The sequence below is a fragment of the Pseudarthrobacter leeuwenhoeki genome (genome assembly GCF_055412885.1).
Window position 1 is genome coordinate 88,257 of record NZ_JBVAYY010000011.1, and the last position, 24,116, is coordinate 112,372.

Genomic DNA, 24,116 nt, shown 5'->3' on the forward strand with positions numbered 1-24,116 from the left:
GTACGATTCTGAGAGAAGCAGTGCGTAGTCAAAGACGTTTAGGGGTATCAGTGACTGAGATCCGCCAGCCCTCGCCGCGGCGCGGAACCAATTTACCCCGCATGGGGGATTTCAACCTCACGGTAATCCTCGATGCCATCCGGCGGTCCCCGGCCGGCCTCAGCCGGGTGGAGCTGGCCCGGATCGTCGGGCTGTCCCCGCAGACGATTTCCAATATCTCCCGCCGGCTGCTGGATCAGGACCTGATCTATGAGGCCGGCAAGGAAGGCACCGGACCGGGCAAGCCGCGGACCATGCTCCGGCTCAAGTCCTCCGGAATGTACGCCGTGGGCGTCCACCTGGATCCGGCCGTGACAACGTTCGTGGTGCTGGACCTGGTCGGAGCCGTGGTCAAGCAGTCCCGGATCAAGACCCCGGGAGCCGGCGACCCCGGTGCCGTCATCGGCACCATCGCCGCGGAAATCAAGCAGCTCATCTCGGATTCCGGCGTGGACCCGGCCCGGATCGCCGGCCTCGGGATCGCCGCGCCCGGACCGATCGACCTCGAGGAGGGCGCCGTCGTCGACCCGCCGCTCCTGCTGGGCTGGGACCGCGTGCCGCTCCGCGACGCCCTGGCCGCGGCCACCGGACTGTCCACCATCGTGGACAAGGACGTCACCAGTGCCGCCGTGGCGGAGACCTGGGCGGGCGGTCCCAGCGGGGCCGGCAGCTTCGTCTTTATATACATGGGCACCGGAATCGGCTGCGGGATCGTGCTCAATGACGAGGTGGTGCGCGGCACGTCGGGCAACGCCGGGGAGATCGGGCATATTATCGTTGATCCGGAGGGCGCACCCTGCGACTGCGGCATGCGCGGCTGCGTCAAGTCCTCCTGCATTCCCCAGGTGCTGGTGGCCCGGGCCGTCGAAGCAGGGGTCCTGGACGGCACCCTCGAAGCAGTGACGGGTCCTGCCATCCAGGAAAGCTTCGCCGCGCTGTGTGCCGCCGCCTCCGACGGCGACCCGAGGGCGGAGGAGATCATCGACCACTCTGCCGTTCTTGTTGCCCGTGCCGTCTCGACCATCACCAACGCCTTGGACGTGGACCGTGTGGTCTTCGGCGGACCGTTCTGGACCTGCCTGTCGCAGTGGTATCTCGAACGGATCCCGGAGCTCGTCCGGGAAAGCAGCGCCACCCGGAAGATCCATGAGATCGAGGTGGTCGGCACCGGTGTCGGCGAGGACGTCGGTGCGATCGGCGCCGCCTGCCTCGTGCTGGAGCGCACGCTGGCACCCCGCTCGCAGCGCCTCCTGCTGGAGGGCTAGAGAGCCGGCCGGCGGACCGGTCCCGGGGCCCAGGCGTCAGTCGATGTCCTCGACGACGGTGCCGAACGGGATGGAATCGTCCAGGTGCGCCTGGTGGTCATGAGGGTGCACCACAACCCGGACACCGTGCGACTTGTCGGCCGCGGACTGCATCAGTATGGGCCGGACGGTGTTGATGAAACTCTCGCTCTTGCCGGCGAGATACTCCTGGTAGCTGGCTGGAAGCTGGATCATGGCAACAGGATAGTCCTGCGAGGGCACGATGGGGAGTGCTCCCCATTCCCGGGGTTCACGGCCCGTGCTTGGGTAGGATGGCCGTTGGCTGCCGCTGAGGCAGGCCACCGCGGCAGACCAGCTACCAGGGGGATTTCGAGTGCTTCAGACTATGGCCGCCGCGCGGATAGAACCGGCGGACCTGGCCCGCGCGCAGGAGACCCTGGCGGCCATCTCCCGCAACTTCGACGCCAAGGTGGTGGGCCAGGCCAGGCTCCGCGAGTCCCTCCTGATCGGGCTGATGACCGGCGGCCACATCCTGCTGGAAAGCGTCCCCGGGCTGGCGAAGACCACCGCCGCGCAGACCGTGGCGGAGGCCATCAGCGCGGACTTCCGCCGGATCCAGTGCACCCCGGACCTGCTCCCGAGCGACATCGTCGGGACCCAGTTGTACGACGCCGCCAGGGGCACCTTCGTGACGCAGCTTGGCCCGGTTCACGCCAACATCGTCCTCCTGGATGAGATCAACCGCTCGAGCGCGAAAACCCAGAGTGCCATGCTTGAGGCCATGCAGGAACGCCAGACCTCCATCGGGGGAGTGGTGCACCCGCTGCCGGCCCCCTTCCTGGTGCTGGCCACGCAGAACCCGATCGAGCAGGAAGGCACCTACCTGCTGCCCGAGGCCCAGATGGACCGCTTTATGCTCAAGGACGTGCTGGACTACCCCACCCCGGCCGAAGAAGCGGAGATCATCCGCCGGATCGACGCCGGAGTGTTCACTCCGGAGCAGAAACCTGCCGCCGCTGCCTCGCTCGACGCCGTCACCGACCTGCAGGGGATCGTCCGCCGGGTCTACATCGACCCGGCGATCGTCCGCTACATCGTGGGCCTGGCTTTCGTCACCCGCAACGCCGCCGAGTACATCGACGCGCGGCTGGCCGGCTTCATCGAGTTCGGCGCCAGCCCCCGCGCCAGCATCGCCTTCAGCCAGGCGGCCCGGGCGGTGGCACTGCTGGACGGCCGGGACCACGTGATCCCCGAGGACGTGAAATCGCTCGCCCACCGCGTGCTGCGCCACCGGCTCATCCTCGGCTTCGAGGCCGTCGCCGAGCAGGTGCCGGTGGAGACTGTGATCGACGCCATCGTCGCCGCCGTCCAGACACCCTGAAGATGGCGAGCCACCTCCAGCGCGTGAAGTCGAAGCTGTCGATCTTCGCGCACCGCAAGGCCCGGGGCATGCTCGAGGGCCAGTACGGCTCCGTCTCGCACGGCCGCAGCCTCGACTTCGATGACCTCCGCGCCTACGTTCCCGGCGACGAGGTCCGCGACATTGACTGGAAGGCTACCGCCCGGCATGGTTCCCCGCTGGTCCGGCGCTACCTCGCGGTCCGCCGTCAGACGCTGCTGCTGGTTACTGACACCGGGCGCAACATGGCCGCCGAGTCACGGGACGGTGAGCCGAAGAAGGACATCGCCGTGCTGGCCCTGGGGGTCGTGGGCTACCTCGCCCACCGCCACGGCGACGCCGTCGGGCTGGTCTGCGGCGACTCCGGCGGTTCCCGCGCGTTCGCGGGCAAGGCCGGCGAGGCGCACCTGGAACGGCTGCTCCGCGAAGTCCATGACACCACCTCGCTCGAGTCCGCGCCGAGCCGGCTCGAAACCCAGCTGGACTACGTGGTCCGGAACTTCTCCCAGCGGATGCTGCTCCTAGTGGTGGCCGACGAACTCCTGCCGGAAGCGGAGACGGAACGGCTGCTGCGGCGGCTGCGCGCCCAGCACGAGATCCTGTGGCTGACGGTCCGGGACGCCGACCTCCTCGGCACCGGCACCGGCTCCGACGCCTACGACGTCGCCGGTACGCCGGCGGGAACCCGGTCCGGTCTGCTGCCCGGCGGGCTGGCGGAATCCGCCGCCATCTCCCGGGCGTACGCGCGTGCCCGGGACGAACGGGACGCTGCCCGGCAGTCGACGCTGCGCCGGCTGGGGATCGCCGAAGCCGACGCCGGCAGCAGCCCCGACGTGATCCCCGCCGTCTTCACCCTCCTGGCCCGGCACCGGCGGGGTCGGTGACCGCTGTGGACGGTGACTCCATGAGCGGTGACTCCATGAAGGGTGACTTCTTCGGGCCGCTGGAGTACAGCGACTGGTTCCCGTGGGCGGCCCTGGGCCTGCTGGTCCTCATCGCGGCCTGGTATGCCTTCATTCTCCTCAGCACCCGACGACGGCCCGCGGCGCAGCAGGCCGCCCGGACCCCGGCGCCTCCCGCCGCTGCCGTGCCGGATGTGGCCCGGCTCCGGCGGGACTACCTGCAGCGGATCGACGCCGTGGACCGTGAGGCCGCGGCGGGCACCCGCTCCGGGCGTTCCTCGCACCAGGAGCTGAGCCTGCTGATCCGCAGCTTCGTCCGCGACGCCTCAGGGGTGGACGCGACGCGGATGACCCTGGCCGAGCTCCGGGCGGCGGGCCCGGAGGCGCCCGGCGTCCCGGCCGCGGCCGACGCCATCGCAGCACTGTACCCGGCGGCATTCGCCGCAGGACCGGCGTCGGGCGTTCCGGACGCGGCGCGGGCCGCGCGGGAGGTGGTCAGCTCGTGGAACTGATGTTCTGGTGGATCCTTCCGGCCGCCGCCGTGGCCGTCCCAGCGGCCTGGTTCCTCGGGCGCCGGCGCCACCGGGCCCGCGCTGCCCGGCGCCGTCCGATCGCCCACAGCGAGCGCCTCACCGCGCTGCCGGAGTACCAGGCGGCCCTGCGCACGCACCGGAACCGGCTGCGGCTCCTCGCCGCTGCCGGGACCGTGCTGATGGTGGCCGCCGTCGTGGCCGCCGCCCGCCCGGCCGAACGCAGCACCCTCCGGCCCGAGCAACACCAGCGCGACATCATCCTGTGCCTGGACGCCTCCGGGTCCATGAACAGCGCCGACGCCGCCGTGGTGGACGTCTTCGACTCGCTCGCCCGGCAGTTCGACGGCGAGCGCATCGGCCTCACCATCTTCGACAGCAGCGCCGTGCAGGTATTCCCGCTGACCGATGACTACGACTATGTCCAGGACCAGCTGAAGCAGGCGAAGAGCGCCTTCGACGGGGCCGGCAGCGGCAGCTTCCTCGACGGGACGTGGAACGGCGCGGGTTCCTCGCTGATCGGCGACGGCCTGGCGTCCTGCCTCCAGAGTTTCCCCGCGGCGCCCGAAGGGGAGAAACCCGGACGCCGCGCCCGTTCGGTCATCCTGGCCACGGACAATTTCCTGTCCGGCACACCTCTGGTCACCCTCGCCGAAGCCGGGGCCCTGGCCCAGGAACGGGAGGTCCGGATCTTCGCCCTGAACCCCGGCGACTATGACTTCGGCCCGGACGCCGGCGCGGACCAGCCCGGCGCCCGGCTGCGCAGCGTGGCGGAGGGCAGCGGCGGCGCGTACTTCGCCCTCGACAGCCCGGACGCGGTTCCCGGCATCGTCGCCGGGATCGAGGCCACCCAGGCCGCGGCGTTCCAGGGCGCACCCCGGGCCGTCGTCTCCGACCGTGCCGAGGTGCCGCTGGCCGTGGCCCTGCTGGCGGGACTGGTCCTCGCCGGAGCATCGTGGAGGCCCCGGCGATGACGCTTAACCCCATAGTGTCCTGGTGGGTCATGGGCCCGCTGGCCGCCGCCATCGTCCTGGGCCTCGGCTGGGTCCTGTTCCGCTCCCGGCGGCAGCACGCGACGGCCGGGGACCCATTGTTCCGAGGCTGGCTCTTCCGCGGCGGCCTGGTGCTGCTCCTGCTCCTCGCCGCCTGCCGGCCCGGACTCCCGGGCGGCACCGTCCAGGGCGCCGCCACGGACCTGAACGTGTTTTTTGTGGTGGACACGAGCAGCAGCATCGCCGCCGAGGACCACACCCCAGCCGGGGGACAGGCCGCCGGGGGACAGACAGCCGGGGTGCCCCGGCTCGACGGCGTCCGGGAAGACATCCGGGCCATCGCCCGGGCACTCGGCGGCGCCCGCTACTCGCTCATCAGCTTCGATTCCAGCGCCGCCGTGCGGATGCCCCTGACCGCCGACACGTCCGCGCTGGACACCGCGGTTGCCGTGCTGGGGCCCGAGGTGACCGACTACTCGCGGGGCAGCAGCATCACCGCGGCCCGGGCAGTCCTGGCCGAACGCCTCGCCACCGCCCGGGACGGCCACCCGGAACGGCCCCGGCTGGTGTTCTACTTCGGTGACGGCGAACAGACCAGCGCCACCGCACCCCAGGCCCTCGGGATTGACGGGTCCCTCGTGAACGGCGGCGCCGTCCTCGGCTACGGCACGCGGGACGGCGGCCGGATGAAGGAAAACAGCGGAGACCCCACCCGGCCGGCGGAGACGTACATCCAGGACCCGGCCGCCGGTGCCGACGCCCTCTCCCGCCTCGACGAGGACCGCCTGCGCGAGGTCGCAGGCCAGCTCGCCGTGCCCTATGTGCACCGCTCGGCCGGGGATGCGGCGGCCCCGATGCTCCAGCAGGCCACGCCCGGCACCCTGGTGCGCACAGGTGTTGCCCTCGACGGCAGGACCGAACTGTACTGGGTGCCGGCCTTCGCCGCGTTCCTGCTGGCGTTGCGCGAAACGCTGCTGGTGTCCGGCCAGCTCCGGGAACTCCGGCCCGCCCGCCGCCCGTCCCCGGGGACACCACCGTCCGCCGGCCGGGGGGCGGGCGCATGAGCGTCCGGCGCCGGCTGCTGCTGTGGTCCGCTCTTCCGGTGCTGCTGGCGCTGCTGCTCGCCGCGAAACTGCTCAGCGCCGCCTGGTTCTCCGGCCAGGCGAGCGCCGCCTTTGCCCGCGGTGACGCGCCGGCGGTGGCATCGGCCGCCGCGGTCCTGGGCATCGCGAACGTCCTCGAACCGCACAAAGCACCCTTCGCGGCCGGGGACGCCCTCGCGCTCCGCGGCGACTTCGCCGGCGCACGCACCGCGTTCGAGGCGGCCCTTGCCGCGGCCCCGCCGGCTGACGAATGCCGGGTACGGGCCAACCTGGCGCTCAGCATCGAACGGCTGGGCGACGCCGGCAGCGGCGGCAGCGGCGGCAGCGGCGGCACCGACGGCACTGACGACGGCGTCCGTCTGCTGGAGGAGGCCCTCGCCGTGGTCAGGGCCGCGCCCGCCGGCTGCTTCAACGCAGACAGTGCAGACAGTGCAGACAGTGCAGACAGTGCCGGCAGCGCTGACATCGCTGCTGGGGAGAGCCTGGAGACCGCCGGGCAGCGGCTGGAGGGAAAAATCGAGCGGCTGCGCGGCCAGCCGGAAACCGGCGAACCCGGCGAACCCGGAACGGAACCCGGAACGGAACCCGGACCGGAACCCGGACCGGAAGAGGACGGCGACGGGCCGGGGGACACACCCGACGCGCCGCTGGAGCAGCTCCGGGAGGCCGGACAGTCGGCCCAGCAGGAGCGCAACCGTGGCCTGCAGCGGGAGGAGTATCTCAACGGGACCAGCACCGGACCGCTCACGGACAAGCCCTGGTGACCAGGCAGGCGAAGAATATTCTGTGCAGGAACGAAATATGCCGTAAAGCTGCGTCTTAATTCGGGGGCGACTTGAACCGCCTGCCGGACCGGCCGTAGAGTCCTATCCAAGTTACCTCGGTAACGTGTCAGCGATCCTCCGCTCACGGCCAGCCCCACGGCGGCCCAGGAGGGTGTGGGTGCCCCCATGTGGGCCTGACATTTGCTCACGGACACCTTCGTATCAGGCGTAACAGTCGCGGCTGCGTCCTGCTGGAGTTTCCTCCGTGTTCCCCAAACTCAATTCACCGGCAGCCCCCGTTTACCGGGCACAGCTGTCAGTGTTCACAGCCAAGGACGCAAATGTCTCCACCAAGCCTTACTGACACCCATCCAAATCTTGCCGGCCCGGCGCCCGTCGCCCTGTCCTACGAGCTCTTCCCGCCGCGGTCGCCCGCTGCGGCCGAATCGCTCTGGACCACCATCGGCGAACTCGAGGCCACGTACCCGGACTACGTGTCCGTGACCTATGGCGCCAGCGGCTCCAACCGGAACACCGCCGTCGAGCTCATCAACCGCCTCGTCCAGGAAACCACCCTGCGGCCGCTGGCGCACCTGACCTGCGTGGGGAACTCCCCGCAGGAGCTCGCCGAGATCATCGGCGAACTGCTCGACGTCGGCGTGCGCGGCATCCTGGCCCTTCGCGGCGACCAGCCCAAGGACGGCGCCGCCCCTCCCGAGGGATCGCTGCGCTACGCCCAGGATCTGATCGAGCTCATCCGCCGGGTCGAACAGCGCCGCTCCGCGCTGCTCTGCGCCGGCAAGGTGGCCATCGGCGTCGCCGCGTACCCCACCCGGCACCCGGAATCCCCGAGCGAGGCGCACGACGTGGAGGTGCTGCTGGCCAAGCAGCGCTCCGGCGCCGACTTCGCCATCACCCAGGTCTTCTTCCACACCGGGCAGTACGCGGACCTGCTGACCCGGGCACGCCGGGCCGGCGTCACCATCCCGATCATCCCGGGCGTTATGCCGCTCACCAGCATCCGCCGGCTCACCCGGCTCACCGAGCTGACCGGCGTCGAACCGGACCCGGTCCTGATCGAACGGCTCGCCGCCGCTGAAACCGACGCTGACCGCACCCGGATCGGGGTCAGCGCCACCGTGGACCTGGCCAACGCGGCCCTGGACGCCGGCGCGCCCGGACTGCATCTCTACACCTTCAACGAACACACTGCCGCCCTCGACGTGCTGGACAAACTAGCCCTGCCCCGGCCGCGCAGCGGCAACCGGCACAGCGGCAACCGGCACAGCGGCGACCGGCACAGTGACCACCAGCGCACGGCCGGCGGCCGCCAGTTCGCCAGCTAACCACCCCACCAACGCTTAGGACTTTCCCATGACTGCACAGCACACTTCCACCAGCACCACACCTTTTCCGTCCGCCTCGATCCTGGGCTACCCGCGCATCGGCCGCCGCCGCGAACTCAAGAAGGCCGTGGAGGCCTACTGGGCCGGCAAGATCGACGCCGCCGCCCTCGACGCCGCCGCCAAGGAGATCCAGCTCGGCACCGCCCGGCGCCTCCAGGGCCTGGGCCTCACCGAAGCCGCCGCCGTTCCCGGTACGTTCTCGTACTACGACCAGGTGCTCGACGCCGCCGCCCACCTCGGCGCCGTGCCCGCCCGCTTCGGCAACCTCCTGAACGCCGAAGGCCAGCTCGACATCGACGGCTACTTCACCCTGGCCCGCGGCACCAAGGACCAGCAGCCGCTGGAAATGACCAAGTGGTTCGACACCAACTACCACTACCTCGTCCCGGAGATCGGCCCGGAGACCCGCTTCTCGCTGACCTCCAACCGCATCGTCGAGGAATTCGAATACGCCCTCGCCAACGGGGTCCAGACCCGCCCGTACATCGTCGGCCCGGTCACCTTCCTGCTGCTGAGCAAGGCCTCCGACGGCGCCCCGGCCGGGTTCAGCCCGTTGTCCCGCCTCGAGGACGTGCTGCCGGTCTACACCGCCCTGCTGGAGAAGCTGGCCGCCGCCGGCGCCGGATGGGTCCAGCTCGACGAGCCCGCCCTCGTGGTGGACCAGGACACCCCGGCCGCCGCGGTCCAGGCCGCCGTCGCCCGCACCTACGAGGTCCTCTCCGCCGCCGCCAACCGCCCGCAGCTGTTCGTCTCCACGCCGTACGGTGCACTCAACGGCCAGCTCGGCACGCTCGCCGCAACCGGCATCGACGCCCTGCACCTGGACGTCTTCAAGGGCGGGCTTCCCTCCGCCGCGGCCCTGGCCGCCCTGGGCAACAAGACCCTGGTTGCCGGCGTCGTGGACGGCCACAACATCTGGCGCAACGATCTTGCCGCCTCCGCGGAGAAGATCGCGGAGCTGAAGAAGTCCGTCGCCAGGCTGGCCGTCAGCACCTCCACCTCCACGCAGCACGTCCCGCACGACGTCGACGAGGAGACCCAGCTCTCCGCGCAGCTGCGCAGCTGGCTCGCCTTCGCCGACCAGAAGGCCACCGAGGTTGTCACCCTCGCCGGCCTCCTGACCAGCCCGGAAACCGTCCAGCCGGCCATCGATGAGGCCACGCGCATCATCGCCGACCGCGCCGGCGCCGACGGCGTCCGCCGCGCCGAGGTCCGGAACCGGACCGCCGCCCTGACCGGCGCCGACTTCAGCCGCTCCGGCTACGGCGTCCGCGAAGCCGCGCAGACCGAGGCCCTGCACCTGCCGCCGCTGCCCACCACCACCATCGGTTCCTTCCCGCAGACCGGCGAAATCCGCACCGCCCGGGCCCGCGCCAGCAAGGGCGAGCTCAGCACCGGGCAGTACGAGCAGCTCATGAAGGATGAGATCAAGCGCGTCGTGGAGCTGCAGGAAGAGCTCGGCTTCGACGTCCTGGTCCACGGCGAGCCTGAGCGCAACGACATGGTCCAGTACTTCGCCGAGAACCTCGAGGGCTTCGACGTCACGGTGCACGGCTGGGTCCAGTCCTACGGATCCCGCTGCACCCGCCCCTCGATCCTGTGGGGCGACGTCACCCGCAGCGCCCCCATCACGGTGGAATGGGCCCGGTACGCGCAGTCCCTGACCAACAAGCCGATGAAGGGCATGCTCACCGGCCCGGTCACGATCCTCGCCTGGTCCTTCGTCCGTGATGACCAGCCGCTCGGCGAGACCGCGAACCAGGTGGCCCTGGCCCTCCGCGACGAAATCGCCGACCTCGAAGCCGCCGGCATCAAGGTCATCCAGGTGGATGAGCCCGCCCTGCGCGAACTCCTGCCGCTGCGCAAGGCCGACCAGGCCGCGTACCTGGACTGGTCCGTGAAGTCCTTCCGCCTCGCCACCGCCGGCGCCGGGGACGCCACCCAGGTCCACACGCACCTGTGCTACTCCGAGTTCGGCGCCATCATCGACGCGATCGACGGCCTCGACGCCGACGTCACCTCGATCGAGGCCGCCCGCTCCCGCATGGAGGTCGTGCACGACCTCGAGTCCCACGGCTTCGGCCGCGGCGTGGGCCCGGGCGTCTATGACATCCACTCCCCGCGCGTCCCGGGCGAGCAGGAAGTCACCGAACTGCTCAGCACCGCCGTCAAGCACGTCCCGTCCCGCCAGCTCTGGGTCAACCCGGACTGCGGGCTGAAGACCCGCGGCTACGCCGAGACCGAGGAGTCGCTGCGCAACCTGGTCCACGCCACGAAGACGGTCCGCGCCGGACTGCTGGAAACAGCCAAGTAGCCGGCAGCCGGACCGGCCAACAGCTGAATTAACGACGCCGGCCGGTCACCTTTGACAGGTGGCCGGCCGGCGTCGAACGTTAATTGGGGGAGTCAGGACTCCCATAGGATCTCATCGTCCACGACGCCGTCCTCGTCCGCGGAGGCGACCAGGATCTCGTCGGTGAAATGCTCGCCGAGCGTGAAGTCCAGGACGAAGTAGCGTTCCGGCTGGCCGGGGAAGATGCCCACATGGCCGAGCTTGAGCGCCTTAAGGAAGACCGCGTCGGTGAGTTGGCTCGTGTCCTCGACGCCGAAGACCTTCCTCAGGTGCTCGTCCTTGATCGCGTTGCAATGGAAATGCCGGTACTCCTGCGGGCTGGTGCCGTCCTGCTCCAGTTCCTCGGCGATCATTTGCCGGACCTCGTCCACGAGTTCGGGCAGGAAGCGCAGCCGGTAGTCAACTTTGTGCATCGCCGCTTCGTCGAAGTGGTCATGCGCCTTGACGTTCAGGTCAAGCTCCACGGTCTGGCCCGCCAGTTCATGCTTGGCGGTGAAACTGTGGTCGCTCCCGTGGTTGAGTTCAACCTCTCCGAAGTGCTTGCTCGCTACCTTGTTCATACCTTCAACATAGCCCTGAAAACCGCTCCGTTCCAGCATTCCGGCGGTCTTTGTCTGGCTGGCCTACCACCGGCTCGGCGTTGCGTCGCCGCGATCCGGGACGTCCTTGACATCCTGGGACGCCCGGGGGTCATGGTCCACGACGTTGTCCACGTCGGCGATCAAAACACCGTCCGCTTCGGCGTTCTCAACCTGCAGCGCCCGCTCCGAGGCGTGTCTGGGCCTTTGCCCGGCCGCCATGACGGTGTCCACGGCGGCGGTGGACGGCTCGGGACTTGGCATGAATTCGGCGGGTACGGCGGTCCCGGTCGGGGCGCCCCGACGGCGGATCATCTGCATCCACCGGGGACTGCTGCCAAGGATGCCGTGTTCGGCGAGCTCCTCAACCTCCAGGTTGTAGAAGTCGCCGATGTGATCAACCAACTGGGCGCGGCGGGCCCGTTCGTACGCCCGGCGCTCCCTGCCGAAGGCGATGATGGTGGCCCAGCAAATCAGCAGCATGATGATGCTGAACGGCAGGGCGATGATAATCGCGGCCGTCTGGAGCGCCACCAGTCCACCGGATATCAGCAGCGAGATGGCCAGCAGCGCGGTGATGACGGTGAAGAAGGTCCGCACCCGCTTCTTCGGGTTGACCTGGCCGCCGGTGGCGATCATACCCATCACCAGGGCGCCGGAATCGGCGGAGGTGACAAAGAAGATGGTGATCAGGAGGATCACGCCGACAGTCAGGACCGCGGTGCCCGGCACGTAGGAGAGCATGTCGAACAACGCGCTGGATACGTTGACGCTCCCGTCGGGCTGCAGGAGGTTGCCCGTTCCGCCGAGCTGCACCGCCAGGGCGGTTCCGCCGAGGACACTGAACCAGAGGACACCAACCAGGCTGGGCACCAGGATGACTCCTGCGACGAACTGCCGGACCGTCCGCCCGCGGGAAATCCGGGCGATGAAAATACCCACAAAGGGGGCCCAGGAAATCCACCAGCCCCAGTAGAACGACGTCCAGGAGGCCTGCCAGGCCGCGCCGGCTTCTCCGCTGAACGCATTGACGTTGAAGGAGAGACTGACGAAGTTCTGGATGTAGGAGCCCATTGACTGCACGAACTCGCGGAGCAGGAAGGTGGACGGTCCAAAGACCAGCAGGTACAGCACCAGCATTCCGGCGGGCACCAGGTTGATGCTGGAGAGCCACTTCATGCCCTTGGTCACTCCGGAGAGGACAGAGAGCAGCACGAAGAAGGAAATCACGATGATAATGATGATTTCGGAACCCTGGCTGGGCTGCACCAGGTTGATGCTCTCAAGCCCGGCGCTGATCTGCAGGACGCCCAGGCCCAATGAGGTGGCCACACCAAAGAGAGTGCCGACGAGGGCAACAACATCGATCACGTTGCCCCATCCGCCCTGGACGCGTTTGCCCAGGAGCGGTTCAAGGGCCCAGCGGATGGACACCGGGCGCTTTCGACGGTGGATGGCGTAGGCGAGGGACAGCCCGATCACCACATAGATGGACCACGCATGCACACCCCAGTGCAGATAGGTTTGGCTCAATGCCTGTTCCGCCAGCTGCTGCGGCGTTCCCGAGACCCCCGGACGCGGATTGGCGAAATGGCTGAGAGGTTCGCTGACGCCGTAGAAAACGAGCCCGATTCCCATGCCGGCGGCAAATAACAGGGCGAACCAGGCCATCAGCGAGAACTCGGGTTCGTCGTCGTCATGGCCCAGTTTGATGTCTCCGAATCGGCTGAATCCCAGAAACAGGCTGAAGCCCACGAAGAAGCTGGTAATGAGGACGTAATACCAGTTGAAGGAATTGACGATGGTGGCCTGGATGGCACCAAACATCGCTTCGGCGGTTGCGGGAGCCAGCAGGGCAAACGCCGCAAACAGCGTCACCGTCACGGCGGCCGGCCAGAAAACCCATGGTTCGACTATGCGCGTTTTCGACTGTTCAGCCATTCTTCAAGGCTACGCGCTGGCGCCCGCAGGGCACAGGACGGTATTTCTCCTGTTTGTCGGATATCGGGCCCCGTGCCGGTACATTAGGCGGATGCAAACTGTTGCCCCCGCCGTCGCCCGCGCCCGTGCACTTTACGACAGCGGTGCCACGCGCCCGCTGGCCTGGCGGCTGGAGCAACTCGCCGGCCTGCGCCGGATGCTGGCCGAGCGCCGCACTGAGTTTACCGACGCACTGGCCAGCGATCTTGGCAAACACCCCACTGAGGCCCTCCTGACGGAGATCGGGTTCGCCGACACCGAGGCTGCGTACCTGGAGAAGAACCTCGAGGACTGGCTGCGGCCGCGCCCGGTCGCCGTGCCGCTCGCCGTCCAGCCCGCCAAGGCCTGGACCGAACTGACCCCGCTCGGGGTGGTGCTGGTGATCGGTCCATGGAACTATCCGTTGCAGTTGCTGCTCGCGCCGCTGGCCGGTGCCCTCGCCGCCGGCAACACCGTGGTGCTCAAGCCCAGCGAACAAGCCCCCGCCACCTCGGCCGCCCTGGCCCGCTGGGTCCCGGAGTACCTGGCCGGTGCGGCGGAGGTTGTCCAGGGCGGCATCCCGGAAACCACCGCCCTGCTGGCGGTGCGCTTCGACCACATCTTCTTCACCGGAGGGGAAGCGGCCGCCAAGGTGGTGCTGCGCGCCGCGGCCGAGCACCTGACACCGGTGACCCTGGAGCTGGGCGGCAAGTCCCCGGCCTACGTGGACTCCACCGCCGACCTGGCCAAGGCGGCCAGGCGGATCGCATGGGGCCGGTTCGTGAATGCCGGCCAGACCTGCGTGGCGCCGGATTACATTCTGGCCACCGAGGACGTGCTGGTTCCGCTGGAGCGTGAACTGGTCACGGCGATCGGCGCGCTCTTCGGCACCGATTCCTCCCGCAGCGAGTCCTACGGCCGGATCGTCAACGACCGGCACTTCGCCCGCATCGCCGCCCTCGCCGACGGCAGCACCGTGGTCCACGGCGGTGAACGGGACGCCGCCAGCCGCCACTTCGCCCCGACCCTGCTGCGCCCCGCCCCCGGGGACACCGTCATGGGGGAGGAGATCTTCGGCCCGCTGCTGCCGCTGGTCCCGGTCGCCGGGCGGGATGAGGCCATCCGGATCATCAACGACGGCGCCAAGCCGCTGGCGCTGTATGTGTTCAGCGGCGACGCCGACACCCGGCGGGCGTTTGCGGAACAAACGTCGTCGGGGGCGCTGTGCTTCGACGTCCCGGTGGCGCACCTGATGGTTCCGGGACTGCCCTTCGGCGGGGTGGGGGCCAGCGGCATGGGCTCCTACCACGGGGAGCACTCGGTGCGGACGTTCTCGCACGAACGCTCCACCCTGGCCAAGCCGCAGCGGCCGGACACCCTGGCGCTGATCTACCCGCCCTACACCAAGACCAAGCACCGGCTCATCAGCGCGCTCGCCGGGATGGGGACCGGGTTCTTCAAGCGTTTCCGTAAACGCTGAGTCAGCCCCTGCTCAGCTCTGAGTCAGCGCCGGCGCGGGAGGGCCGGCTTCAGGGCGGGGGAGTTGAAGGTGTCGGCCAGGAGTTCGACGAAGAGCTGGACCTGGGCGGTCTGCTTGTCGTTGATCAGCAGGGCAAAGACGTTGCGGGCCAGCCGGATTTCGGGAACGTCCAGCACCACCACCCCGGCCGGGCGGTGCAGCAGGGCCAGTTCGGGTACCAGTGCCGCGCCCAGCCCGGCCGCGGCCATCTCCAGGCTCGCGTGGAAGTCGTCGCTGTACGCCACCACCCGGGGGTGCAGGTTGCAGCTGGCGAAGAGCCGTTCGATCACCGTGGCGTCGGAAGTGCCGGGGTGGTGCACAATCCACGGCATGTCGGAGAGGTGGTCCGCCGCGACCTTCGACCCTGTGCCGATGCCCCAGGCCGCCGGGAGCACCACCCGGAAGTCGTCGTCGCCGATCCACTGCCGGTTCACGGTGTGCGGCCACGCGAGGCCTGACTGCCCCACCTGGTAGACCAGGGCGACGTCGAGTTCACCGCCGGTGCGCAGGCCCTGGATGGTCTGGGCGGGCTCGGCCACGGAGACCCGCAGGTCGATGCCGAGTTTCTTCCAGGCCGGGTTCGCCAGGATCCGCGGCAGCACATAGGTCGCCAGGCTGGGGAAGATGCCGAGCCGGAGTTCCTGCCGGGTGGTGTCCCCGGTGCGGGAGGCCGCCGCCATGAGCGTGTCGATGTCCGTGAGTACCTTGGCCGCGTGCCGGGTCATCACCAGGGCCGCTTCGGTGGGCTGGATGCTGCGCGCCGAGCGCTGGAACAGTTCGACGCCGGTGTCCCGTTCCAGGGCGGACATCTGCTGGGAAACGGCCGACGCCGTGTAGCCGAGCCGGGTGGCGGCCGCAGCGAAGGATCCCAGCCGGGTCACTTCGACGAGGGTCCGCAGATGGACGGGGTTAATCAAGGGCTGCCCTTCGCAGGTTCCGGTGAGGCGGGACCGCAATCCCGCTTCATTCTGGCACATTGGTTCGAAACGAACAGTTGCAAAGTCGCACACATCCGTCCGCCCTCCGGCGACGAATTGTCCATAAGACGATTCACCCGGATGATTCAGGCAATCGGTGTACCAGCCAACAGGAGCAGATCAGTGTCAGATGCAGCAGGGATTCCCGAGGGCCGGCGAGTAGCCGTGATTGGCAGCGGTGTGGCGGGTCTGAGCGCTGCCTACGTCCTGAACCGGCAGGACAGTGTGACCCTCTTCGAAGCCGATGCCAGGCTTGGCGGCCACGCCCACACCCACGACGTGCCGCAGGCCGGCGGGCCCGTGCTCGGGATCGATACCGGCTTCATCGTCCACAACGAACGGACCTACCCCACGCTGCTGCGGCTCTTCGCCGAACTGGGCATCGAGACCCAGGACTCGGAAATGAGCATGTCCGTCCGCTGCGATGGCTGCGGCCTGGAATACGCCGGCGCCCGGGCCAAGGGCCGTGGCATCCTTCCCCGGCCCTCCACCCTGCTGCGCGGCCGCTACCTGCTGATGCTGATCGAGGTGATGCGCTTCTACCGCAAGGCCCGCGCCCTGCTCGCGGAGGAGGTTAACGCAGGCGGGCCGGAGCTGACCCTGGGTGAGTTCCTGGCGCGGGAGAAGTTCAGCAGCTACTTCATCTCGCACTTCATGACCCCGATCGTCAGCGCCGTGTGGTCCTGCGACCCCACCACCGCCCTGGCCTACCCGGCCCGCTACCTCTTCACCTTCCTGGGCCACCACGGCCTGCTGGGTGTCTCGGGCTCACCGCAGTGGCGCACCGTCACCGGCGGCTCGCGCACGTACGTGGACAGGCTCGCGGCCACGCTGCCGGACATCCGCCTCTCCAGCCCGGTCACCGGGGTGCGCCGCCACGCGGACGGTGTCGAGCTGACCATCATGACCGGTACGGGAACACCGGCCACCGAGACCTTCGACGCCGTCGTGATCGCCACCCACCCGGCCCAGGCACTGGGCATGCTCACCGACGCCTCGGCTGCCGAGCGGGATGCGCTTGGCGGGATGCCGTACTCGGTCAACCACACTGTCTTCCACCGCGACGCCGCCGTGCTGCCGTCCAATGACAACGCCCGTGCGTCCTGGAACTACAGGCTGCCCTCCTGCGACGCCCGGCCGGACAAGGTCCTGGTCAGTTACGACATGACCAGGCTGCAGAGGCTGGCCCCGGTGGACATGGGGCGCTACATTGTCAGCCTGGGCGAATCCGAGCTGATTGAGGACACCACGGTGATCGAGCGCATGGTCTACGAGCACCCCCAGTACACCCCTGACTCCCTGAAGGCGCAGCAGCGGATCCTTGCGCTCGGCGACGGCCGGCTGGCCTTCGCCGGCGCCTACCATGGCTGGGGATTCCACGAGGACGGCGCCCTCTCCGGGGTCCGGGCCGCGGCGCGGCTGGGACGCGAGTGGGACGACGCCGGCACCGCTCTTGATACGGTGTCCCTAGACCCGGATCTGCAGACCGTCCCCGCGGAGGGCTCATGAGCGCCACTGCTGCCATCTACCGAACCTCCATCGCGCATGTGCGGCGCACTCCGCTGAAGAACGCGTTCACCTACCGCAGCTACAGCTGGTATGTCGACGTCGACCGGCTGCCCGCACTGCCCCGCCTGCTCCGGCCGCTCGCCGGCTTCCGCGTCGCGGACCACCTGGGCGACCCGGAGGGCACGCTCCGCGGCAACGTCGAGGCGTTCCTGGCCACCCGGGGGATTGACCTCGACGGCGGCCGGATCTCCATGCTCGCCGGCGCCCGGATGTTCGGGCACGTGTTCAATCCGCTGAGCCTGTTCTGGTGCCACGATGCCGCCGGGGAGCTGCGCTGCGTCCTCGTAGAGGTCCACAACACCTATGGCGAACGGCACTGCTACCTCCTCGAAACGGACGACGCCGGCCGGGCCAGCGTCCCCAAGGCGTTCTACGTCTCACCCTTCAACGACGTCGAAGGCCAGTACCGGATGAAACTCCCGGAGCCCGGCGACCGGCTCGCCGTCTCGATCGTCCTCGAGCGTGAAGGGCAGCAGCCCTTCATCGCCAGCATGGACGGCGACCGCCGCGACGCCACCGTGCGCAACATCCTCGCCGCCGCGCTCGCGGTCCCGCTGGCACCGGTGCGCGTCTCGGTGCAGATCCGCTGGCAGGGAATCAAGCTTTGGGCACGCCGGCTGCCCATCATCAAACGACCACACCACCCTTCACAGGAGGCAGTCCAGTGACTATGACCGAAGCGACCGGATCCGGCTCTGCACGCCGGGCCACTGCGGCCGCAGCCCCCTACACCGTCCCGCAGCCGCCCGCCGTGGTCGACGCCGGCATCTGGCCCAGCATTGCCGCCGCCCCCACTGGCCTGAAGGTCGCGGTGGCCGGCCGCGCCGCCGAGGCCATCTTCAAGGCCGCGGTCCGCCACCTGCCGCTGGAGGTCCGCTACCCGGACGGCACCGTCCTGGGCAAGGCGGCCACACCCGGGCAGAGCCACCCCGTCATGACCCTGAACCGTCCCGGGGCGTTCGCGGCCCGGCTTGGCGACGGCGGGCTGATCGGTCTGGGTGAGTCGTTTATGGCCGGGGACTGGGACGCCGATGACCTCACCGCCGTCATGGAGGTCTTCGCCGCCCGCGTGGCAACGCTGGTGCCCGAGCCGCTGCAGAAACTCCGCGCGCTCTACCTGCCGCGCCAGCCGCGGAAGGAACGCAACACCGAGCAGAACACCCGCTCGAACATCTCCCGGCACTACGACCTCTCCAACGAACTCTTCGGCACCTTCCTGGACGACACCATGACCTACTCCAGCGCGCTCTTCCCGGAGTCCGGCGGGGCGCTGACGGGCGTCGCCTGGAACGGCCTGGCCGCCGCGCAGCAGGCCAAGATCGACCGGCTGCTGGACAAGGCCGGCGTCGGAGCGGGCACCCGGGTGCTGGAAATCGGCACCGGCTGGGGCGAGCTGGCCCTCCGGGCCGCGCAGCGCGGCGCCACCGTCTACTCCGTCACCCTCTCCAGCGAGCAGCAGGAACTGGCCCGCAAGCGCGTCGCCGACGCCGGGTACACCGACGCCGTCACGATCGAGCTCAAGGACTACCGCGCCGTCGAGGGCGAGTACGACGCCGTCGTGTCCGTGGAGATGATCGAAGCCGTGGGCTTCGAGTACTGGGCCACCTACTTCCAGACGATCGAACGTGTCCTGGCCCCCGGCGGGAAGGTCGCCATCCAGGCCATCACCATCGCGCACGACCGGCTGCTGGCCACCCGCTCCAGCTACACCTGGGTGCACAAGTACATCTTCCCGGGCGGCGTCATTCCCTCCGTGCGGGCCATCGAGGACATCACGGAGAAACAGACCGGACTGCGGGTGCGCGAACGCCTTGCCATGGGGGAGCACTACGCGCAGACGCTGCGGCTCTGGGAGGAGCGCTTTATGGCCCGCTCCGCCGACGTCCATGGGCTGGGCTTCGACGAGATCTTCCAGCGCATGTGGCTGTTCTACCTCTGCTACTCCCGCGCGGGCTTCGAGACCGGCTACCTCGACGTGCAGCAGATCGTCCTGGACCGCCGGACAGCAGGCGAGTCCAGCAACGGATCCGGCGCGTGAGCGCGCCGCTCGCGGCACTGATCGAGGAGGTCCTGCGACCGCTGGCCGGCGGGGAACTCCCGGTCCGGCTCGTGGTGTGGGACGGCAGCGAGGCCGGACCGGCCGGCGCCCCGGTGGTCCGGCTGAACTCACCGGACGCCATCCGGCGGCTGCTCTGGGCGCCCGGGGAGCTCGGCGCCGCCCAGGCCTACGTCACCGGGGAACTGGACGTCGACGGCGACCTCAACTCCGTGCTCGAGCACCTCTGGAAGGTGGTCCGGGACCGGGGCCTCTCCGGCGTCCGCCCCACCCCCGCGGTGCTGGCCGGCGTCGCACGGATTGCCCGCGCCGCCGGGGCGCTCGGGCCGCCGCCCCCGCCGCCGGCCAGCCAGGCCAGGGTCAAGGGCAGGCTGCACAGCCTGGTCCGTGACCGCGCCGCGATCAGCCACCACTACGACCTCAGCAACGACTTCTACGCGCTGATCCTGGATCCGCAGATGGCCTACTCCAGCGGGTACTGGACGGGCCCGCATGCGGACGGTGCGCAGGGCTACGGGCTTGAGGACGCGCAGCGGGACAAACTGGATCTGGTCTGCCGCAAGATCGGCCTCAAACCGGGGATGCGGCTGCTGGATGTGGGCTGCGGCTGGGGCTCGCTGAGCCTGCACGCCGCCCGGCACTACGGCGCCGAGGTCGTCGGTGTCACCCTGTCCGGGGAGCAGAAGGCGTTCATCGACGCCCGCATCCGCGAACGCGGCCTCGAAGGGCACGTGGAGATCCGAATCCAGGACTACCGGGAGATCCCCGACGGGCCGTTCGACGCCGTCGCCTCCCTGGAGATGGGCGAACACGTCGGCCAGCGCAACTACCCCCTCTACGCCGCCGCGCTCTTCACCAACGTGATGCCCGGCGGCCGGGTGCTGGTCCAGCAGATGTCCCGGCGCGGCAAGCACCCCGGCGGCGGGCCGTTCATCGAATCCTTCATCGCCCCGGACATGCACATGCGTCCGGTGGGGGAAACATTGGGCTTCCTGGAGGACGCCGGCCTGGAGATCGAGAGCGTGCAGGGCATGCGGCGGGACTATGTGCTGACCCTCGAGGCCTGGTACGCGAAGTTCGAGGAGAACCACGCGGCCGCCGTCGCGATGATGGGCGAGGAGATCGCCCGGGTCTGGCGGCTCTACCTCGTGGGGGCGCTGCGCAGCTTCACCGAGCGCCGGACGGGCGTGGAGCAGATCCTCTGCAGCCGGCCGGAAGCCGGGACGTAGGCAACGACAGTTGGCCCCATAGCAGCCACTGTTAGGCGCCTCACGCTGTGAAAGGCGGGCACCCCCCCCGGGGTGTCCGCCTTCTGCGTGTTTCCGGACACCGCGTCTTGTGTTTAAGGGCACCCCGGACCGCCGTCCGCACTGTCCGCGACACGCCGTCCGCCGGACGACACGCAGGGAGTTAATTGTGCAAAGGTACTCCACAGCCTGTGGATTTCGTCCGTCAAAACGGCGGAAATCCGGACATTTTGAGGCACCCCGCCTGTGGACTGGCGGTGCATAAAATGACATACTTGTAATACATCATCTTGGGGTCCACATCGGGCTCGTGCACTACATGTAGTATCGAACTACAGTTCCAGCGGAGCAGCAGTGCTCGCCAGGCAAGGCCAGTAACGGATCAGGATTCCTGTTCCGGACCGGCCCGCCCGGACGACTGGCATTTCAGACGCAACAGAGACTCAGCTCAACAGCCGCAGCTCCTGCGCAGTACATATTTTGCAGTACCAAAGACTTCCACAAAGGGGACAGGGACCATGACCGTAACGGTTTACACGAAGCCGGCCTGTGTTCAGTGCAACGCGACATACCGCGCGCTGGACAAGAAGGGCATCACCTACCAGAGCGTCGACATCTCGCAGGATGCGGATGCCCTCGAGCGCCTGAAGGCCCTCGGCTACATGCAGGCCCCGGTTGTCGTCACGGACCAGGACCACTGGTCCGGTTTCCGCCCGGACAAGATCGCAGAACTGGCGCAGGCCTACTCCTCCGCCGTGGCCTGAACCGCTTCGAACGAAAACACGTCAGATGAGGTGAGTAACTCCATGGCACTGGCAACAGCCGCCGCGACGCCTACAGCAGGCGACGTCCGGACCACAGGCAGCCACCTCATCTACTTCTCCTCCTCCTCGGAGAACACCGCACGCTTCGTTCGAAAGCTGGGCGTTGACGCAGCCCGGATCCCGCTCCATGCGCGGGAACCCGCGCTCGTGGCCACCGAACCCTACGTGCTGGTGCTTCCCACCTACGGCGGCACCGGGGGAGAAGGGTCCGTTCCGAAGCAGGTCATCCGCTTCCTGAACGATCCGCGCAACCGCCAACAGCTCCGGGGAGTCATCGGGGCAGGCAACACGAACTTTGGGGACAACTACTGCATGGCCGGCGACATCATCGCCGCCAAATGCCAGGTCCCGCACCTATATCGATTTGAGCTCATGGGGACGCCGGAAGACGTCAGCCGAGTACAACAAGGATTGGAACAATTTTGGACACGACTGTCGCAAGAACAGAAGTAGCCGTCGAGAAGCACACCGTCCCCGGTGAGAAGCCGGTTATGCCGGCTGCCTTCCAGGGCCTGGGCTACCACGAGCTCAACGCCATGCTGAACCTCTACGGCCCGAACGGGGAGATCCAGTTCGAGGCGGACCGCGAGGCGGCGCACCAGTACTTCCTGCAGCACGTGAACAACAACACCGTGTTCTTCCACGACCTCGAGGAAAAGCTCGACTACCTCGTGAAGAACGAGTACTACGAGCGCGAAACCCTCGACCAGTACACGATGAACTTCATCCGCGATCTCTACAACCGCGCGTACAAGAAGAAGTTCCGCTTCGAGACGTTCCTGGGCGCGTTCAAGTTCTACACCTCCTACACGCTGAAGACGTTCGACGGAAAGCGCTTCCTGGAGCGCTACGAGGACCGCGTCTGCATGGTGGCCCTGCACCTGGCCCGCGGCGACGAGCAGCTCGCGCTGCAGATGGTCGACGAGATCATCGAGGGCCGCTTCCAGCCGGCCACCCCGACCTTCCTCAACGCCGGCAAGCGCCAGCGCGGCGAGCTGGTCTCCTGCTTCCTGCTCCGCATCGAAGACAACATGGAGTCGATCGGCCGTTCCATCAACTCCGCCCTGCAGCTGTCCAAGCGCGGCGGCGGCGTGGCCTTCGCCCTGACCAACATCCGCGAGGTCGGCGCGCCGATCAAGCAGATCGAGAACCAGTCCTCCGGCGTCATCCCCGTGATGAAGCTCCTCGAGGACAGCTTCTCCTACGCCAACCAGCTCGGTGCCCGCCAGGGTGCCGGCGCGGTGTACCTGCACGCCCACCACCCCGACATCTACCGCTTCCTGGACACCAAGCGCGAGAACGCGGACGAGAAGATCCGCATCAAGACCCTCTCGCTCGGCGTCGTGATCCCGGACATCACCTTCGAGCTGGCCAAGAAGGACGAGGACATGTACCTGTTCTCGCCGTACGACGTCGAACGCGTCTACGGCATGCCGTTCTCCGACGTCTCGGTCACCGAGAAGTACTACGAGATGGTGGACGATTCCCGGATCAAGAAGACCAAGATCAAGGCGCGCGAGTTCTTCCAGACCCTCGCCGAGATCCAGTTCGAATCCGGCTACCCGTACATCATGTTCGAGGACACCGTGAACCGGGAAAACCCGATCGACGGCAAGATCATCATGTCCAACCTGTGCTCCGAGATCCTCCAGGTCTCCCAGCCCACGACGTACCACGATGACCTGTCCTACGACCAGACCGGCAAGGACATCTCCTGCAACCTGGGTTCGCTGAACATCGCCAAGGCCATGGACTCGCCGGACTTCGGCCTGACCATCGAGACGGCCATCCGCTCGCTCTCGGCTGTTTCGGACATGTCCAACATCACCTCGGTGCCCTCGATCGCCCGCGGCAACGACCAGAGCCACGCCATCGGCCTGGGCCAGATGAACCTGCACGGCTACCTGGCCCGTGAGCGGGTGCACTACGGTTCCGAAGAAGGCATTGACTTCACCAACATCTACTTCTACTCGGTGGTGTTCCACGCGGTCCGCGCCTCCAACCGGCTGTCCATCCAGACCGGCCAGACCTTCGGCGGCTTCGAGAAGTCCAAGTACGCCTCGGGTGAGTTCTTTGACAAGTACACGGACCGGGAATGGGTCCCGCAGACCGCCAAGGTTGCGGAGCTGTTCCAGAACATCCACATCCCCACGCAGGATGACTGGCGCGAGCTGAAGGCTTCCGTCATGGAGCACGGCATCTACAACCAGAACCTGCAGGCCGTCCCGCCGACGGGCTCGATCTCCTACATCAACAACTCCACCTCCTCGATCCACCCGGTGGCGTCCAAGATCGAGATCCGCAAGGAAGGCAAGCTGGGCCGCGTGTACTACCCGGCGCCGTACCTGACGAACGACAACCTGGAGTACTACCAGGACGCGTACGAGATCGGCTTCGAGAAGGTCATCGACACCTACGCCGCCGCCACGCAGCACGTGGACCAGGGCCTGTCCCTGACGCTGTTCTTCAAGGACACCGCCACCACGCGCGACATCAACAAGGCCCAGATCTACGCCTGGAAAAAGGGCATCAAGACCATCTACTACATCCGTCTCCGCCAGCTCGCGCTGGAAGGGACTGAGGTGGAGGGCTGCGTCAGCTGCGCGTTGTAACCGATATCGGTTGATTTCGGCA

General features: G+C 68.2%; 21 protein-coding genes. 17 read left to right on the forward strand and 4 right to left on the reverse strand.

Going from position 1 to position 24,116, the window contains the following annotated elements; genetic code table 11:
- The first annotated feature begins 50 nt into the window (after positions 1-50).
- Positions 51-1,304, forward strand: a complete 1,254-nt coding sequence (locus ACZYX4_RS11725; protein WP_463876016.1) for an ROK family transcriptional regulator — start codon at positions 51-53, stop codon at positions 1,302-1,304.
- Positions 1,305-1,340: 36 nt separating this feature from the next.
- Here ACZYX4_RS11725 and ACZYX4_RS11730 read toward each other — a convergent pair whose 3' ends face one another.
- Positions 1,341-1,538: a hypothetical protein gene (locus ACZYX4_RS11730; protein WP_463876017.1), complete on the reverse strand. Its 198-nt coding sequence runs from the start codon at positions 1,536-1,538 to the stop codon at positions 1,341-1,343.
- Between the two features lie 151 nt (positions 1,539-1,689).
- Here ACZYX4_RS11730 and ACZYX4_RS11735 point away from each other — a divergent pair, with 151 nt between their 5' ends.
- The 8 genes from ACZYX4_RS11735 to metE all read left to right on the forward strand — a co-directional run bounded on the left by ACZYX4_RS11735 (position 1,690) and on the right by metE (position 10,714).
- A complete protein-coding gene (locus ACZYX4_RS11735) occupies positions 1,690-2,685 on the forward strand; it encodes an AAA family ATPase (protein WP_463876170.1) in 996 nt (331 codons plus the stop codon).
- Positions 2,686-2,687: 2 nt separating this feature from the next.
- Complete coding sequence (locus tag ACZYX4_RS11740) at positions 2,688-3,587, forward strand: DUF58 domain-containing protein (RefSeq protein ID WP_463876019.1); 900 nt, start codon at positions 2,688-2,690, stop codon at positions 3,585-3,587.
- A gap of 20 nt (positions 3,588-3,607) precedes the next feature.
- Positions 3,608-4,117, forward strand: a complete 510-nt coding sequence (locus tag ACZYX4_RS11745) for a hypothetical protein (protein ID WP_463876021.1) — start codon at positions 3,608-3,610, stop codon at positions 4,115-4,117.
- Entirely contained in the window at positions 4,117-5,109 is a 993-nt protein-coding gene (locus tag ACZYX4_RS11750; RefSeq protein WP_463876172.1) for a vWA domain-containing protein, read from the forward strand. Before ACZYX4_RS11745 ends, ACZYX4_RS11750 begins: the two co-directional genes overlap by 1 nt.
- Positions 5,106-6,191, forward strand: a complete 1,086-nt coding sequence (locus ACZYX4_RS11755; protein WP_463876023.1) for a vWA domain-containing protein — start codon at positions 5,106-5,108, stop codon at positions 6,189-6,191. The genes ACZYX4_RS11750 and ACZYX4_RS11755 overlap by 4 nt, the downstream gene beginning before the upstream one ends.
- Positions 6,188-6,994: a hypothetical protein gene (locus ACZYX4_RS11760; protein ID WP_463876025.1), complete on the forward strand. Its 807-nt coding sequence runs from the start codon at positions 6,188-6,190 to the stop codon at positions 6,992-6,994. The genes ACZYX4_RS11755 and ACZYX4_RS11760 overlap by 4 nt, the downstream gene beginning before the upstream one ends.
- A 341-nt stretch (positions 6,995-7,335) precedes the next feature.
- Complete coding sequence (locus ACZYX4_RS11765) at positions 7,336-8,340, forward strand: methylenetetrahydrofolate reductase (protein ID WP_463876027.1); 1,005 nt, start codon at positions 7,336-7,338, stop codon at positions 8,338-8,340.
- 28 nt (positions 8,341-8,368) lie between these two features.
- Entirely contained in the window at positions 8,369-10,714 is a 2,346-nt protein-coding gene (gene metE / locus ACZYX4_RS11770) for a 5-methyltetrahydropteroyltriglutamate--homocysteine S-methyltransferase (protein WP_463876029.1), read from the forward strand.
- A gap of 92 nt (positions 10,715-10,806) precedes the next feature.
- On the opposite strand, the gene ACZYX4_RS11775 is transcribed toward metE, so the two are convergent.
- Both ACZYX4_RS11775 and ACZYX4_RS11780 read right to left on the reverse strand, forming a co-directional pair.
- The gene (locus ACZYX4_RS11775) at positions 10,807-11,313 is read right to left on the reverse strand and encodes a DUF2004 domain-containing protein (protein WP_463876031.1); all 507 of its coding nucleotides are present in this window, start codon (positions 11,311-11,313) and stop codon (positions 10,807-10,809) included.
- A gap of 63 nt (positions 11,314-11,376) precedes the next feature.
- On the reverse strand, positions 11,377-13,272 hold the full coding sequence (locus tag ACZYX4_RS11780) for a BCCT family transporter (protein ID WP_463876033.1): 1,896 nt from the start codon (positions 13,270-13,272) through the stop codon (positions 11,377-11,379).
- Positions 13,273-13,363: 91 nt separating this feature from the next.
- Here ACZYX4_RS11780 and ACZYX4_RS11785 point away from each other — a divergent pair, with 91 nt between their 5' ends.
- Positions 13,364-14,770 (forward strand): aldehyde dehydrogenase family protein, encoded by a 1,407-nt coding sequence (locus ACZYX4_RS11785; RefSeq protein ID WP_463876035.1) that lies wholly within the window; start codon positions 13,364-13,366, stop codon positions 14,768-14,770.
- 23 nt (positions 14,771-14,793) lie between these two features.
- Here ACZYX4_RS11785 and ACZYX4_RS11790 read toward each other — a convergent pair whose 3' ends face one another.
- Entirely contained in the window at positions 14,794-15,726 is a 933-nt protein-coding gene (locus ACZYX4_RS11790) for a LysR family transcriptional regulator (RefSeq protein ID WP_463876037.1), read from the reverse strand.
- Positions 15,727-15,909: 183 nt separating this feature from the next.
- Here ACZYX4_RS11790 and ACZYX4_RS11795 point away from each other — a divergent pair, with 183 nt between their 5' ends.
- The 7 genes from ACZYX4_RS11795 to nrdE all read left to right on the forward strand — a co-directional run bounded on the left by ACZYX4_RS11795 (position 15,910) and on the right by nrdE (position 24,094).
- Positions 15,910-17,295, forward strand: coding sequence for an NAD(P)/FAD-dependent oxidoreductase (locus ACZYX4_RS11795; protein WP_463876039.1), 1,386 nt, complete (start codon positions 15,910-15,912; stop codon positions 17,293-17,295).
- Entirely contained in the window at positions 17,292-18,023 is a 732-nt protein-coding gene (locus tag ACZYX4_RS11800; protein WP_463876041.1) for a DUF1365 domain-containing protein, read from the forward strand. The genes ACZYX4_RS11795 and ACZYX4_RS11800 overlap by 4 nt, the downstream gene beginning before the upstream one ends.
- A complete protein-coding gene (locus tag ACZYX4_RS11805; RefSeq protein ID WP_463876043.1) occupies positions 18,020-19,393 on the forward strand; it encodes a class I SAM-dependent methyltransferase in 1,374 nt (457 codons plus the stop codon). The genes ACZYX4_RS11800 and ACZYX4_RS11805 overlap by 4 nt, the downstream gene beginning before the upstream one ends.
- Positions 19,390-20,640: a class I SAM-dependent methyltransferase gene (locus ACZYX4_RS11810; protein WP_463876045.1), complete on the forward strand. Its 1,251-nt coding sequence runs from the start codon at positions 19,390-19,392 to the stop codon at positions 20,638-20,640. Before ACZYX4_RS11805 ends, ACZYX4_RS11810 begins: the two co-directional genes overlap by 4 nt.
- A gap of 536 nt (positions 20,641-21,176) precedes the next feature.
- Positions 21,177-21,422, forward strand: coding sequence for a glutaredoxin-like protein NrdH (nrdH, locus tag ACZYX4_RS11815; RefSeq protein WP_463876047.1), 246 nt, complete (start codon positions 21,177-21,179; stop codon positions 21,420-21,422).
- A gap of 42 nt (positions 21,423-21,464) precedes the next feature.
- Positions 21,465-21,935, forward strand: coding sequence for a class Ib ribonucleoside-diphosphate reductase assembly flavoprotein NrdI (nrdI, locus tag ACZYX4_RS11820; protein WP_463876049.1), 471 nt, complete (start codon positions 21,465-21,467; stop codon positions 21,933-21,935).
- Positions 21,936-21,973: 38 nt separating this feature from the next.
- Positions 21,974-24,094 carry a class 1b ribonucleoside-diphosphate reductase subunit alpha gene (gene nrdE / locus ACZYX4_RS11825; RefSeq protein WP_463876174.1) on the forward strand — a complete coding sequence of 707 codons (2,121 nt, stop codon included), beginning with the start codon at positions 21,974-21,976 and terminating at the stop codon, positions 24,092-24,094.
- Positions 24,095-24,116: the final 22 nt, after the last annotated feature.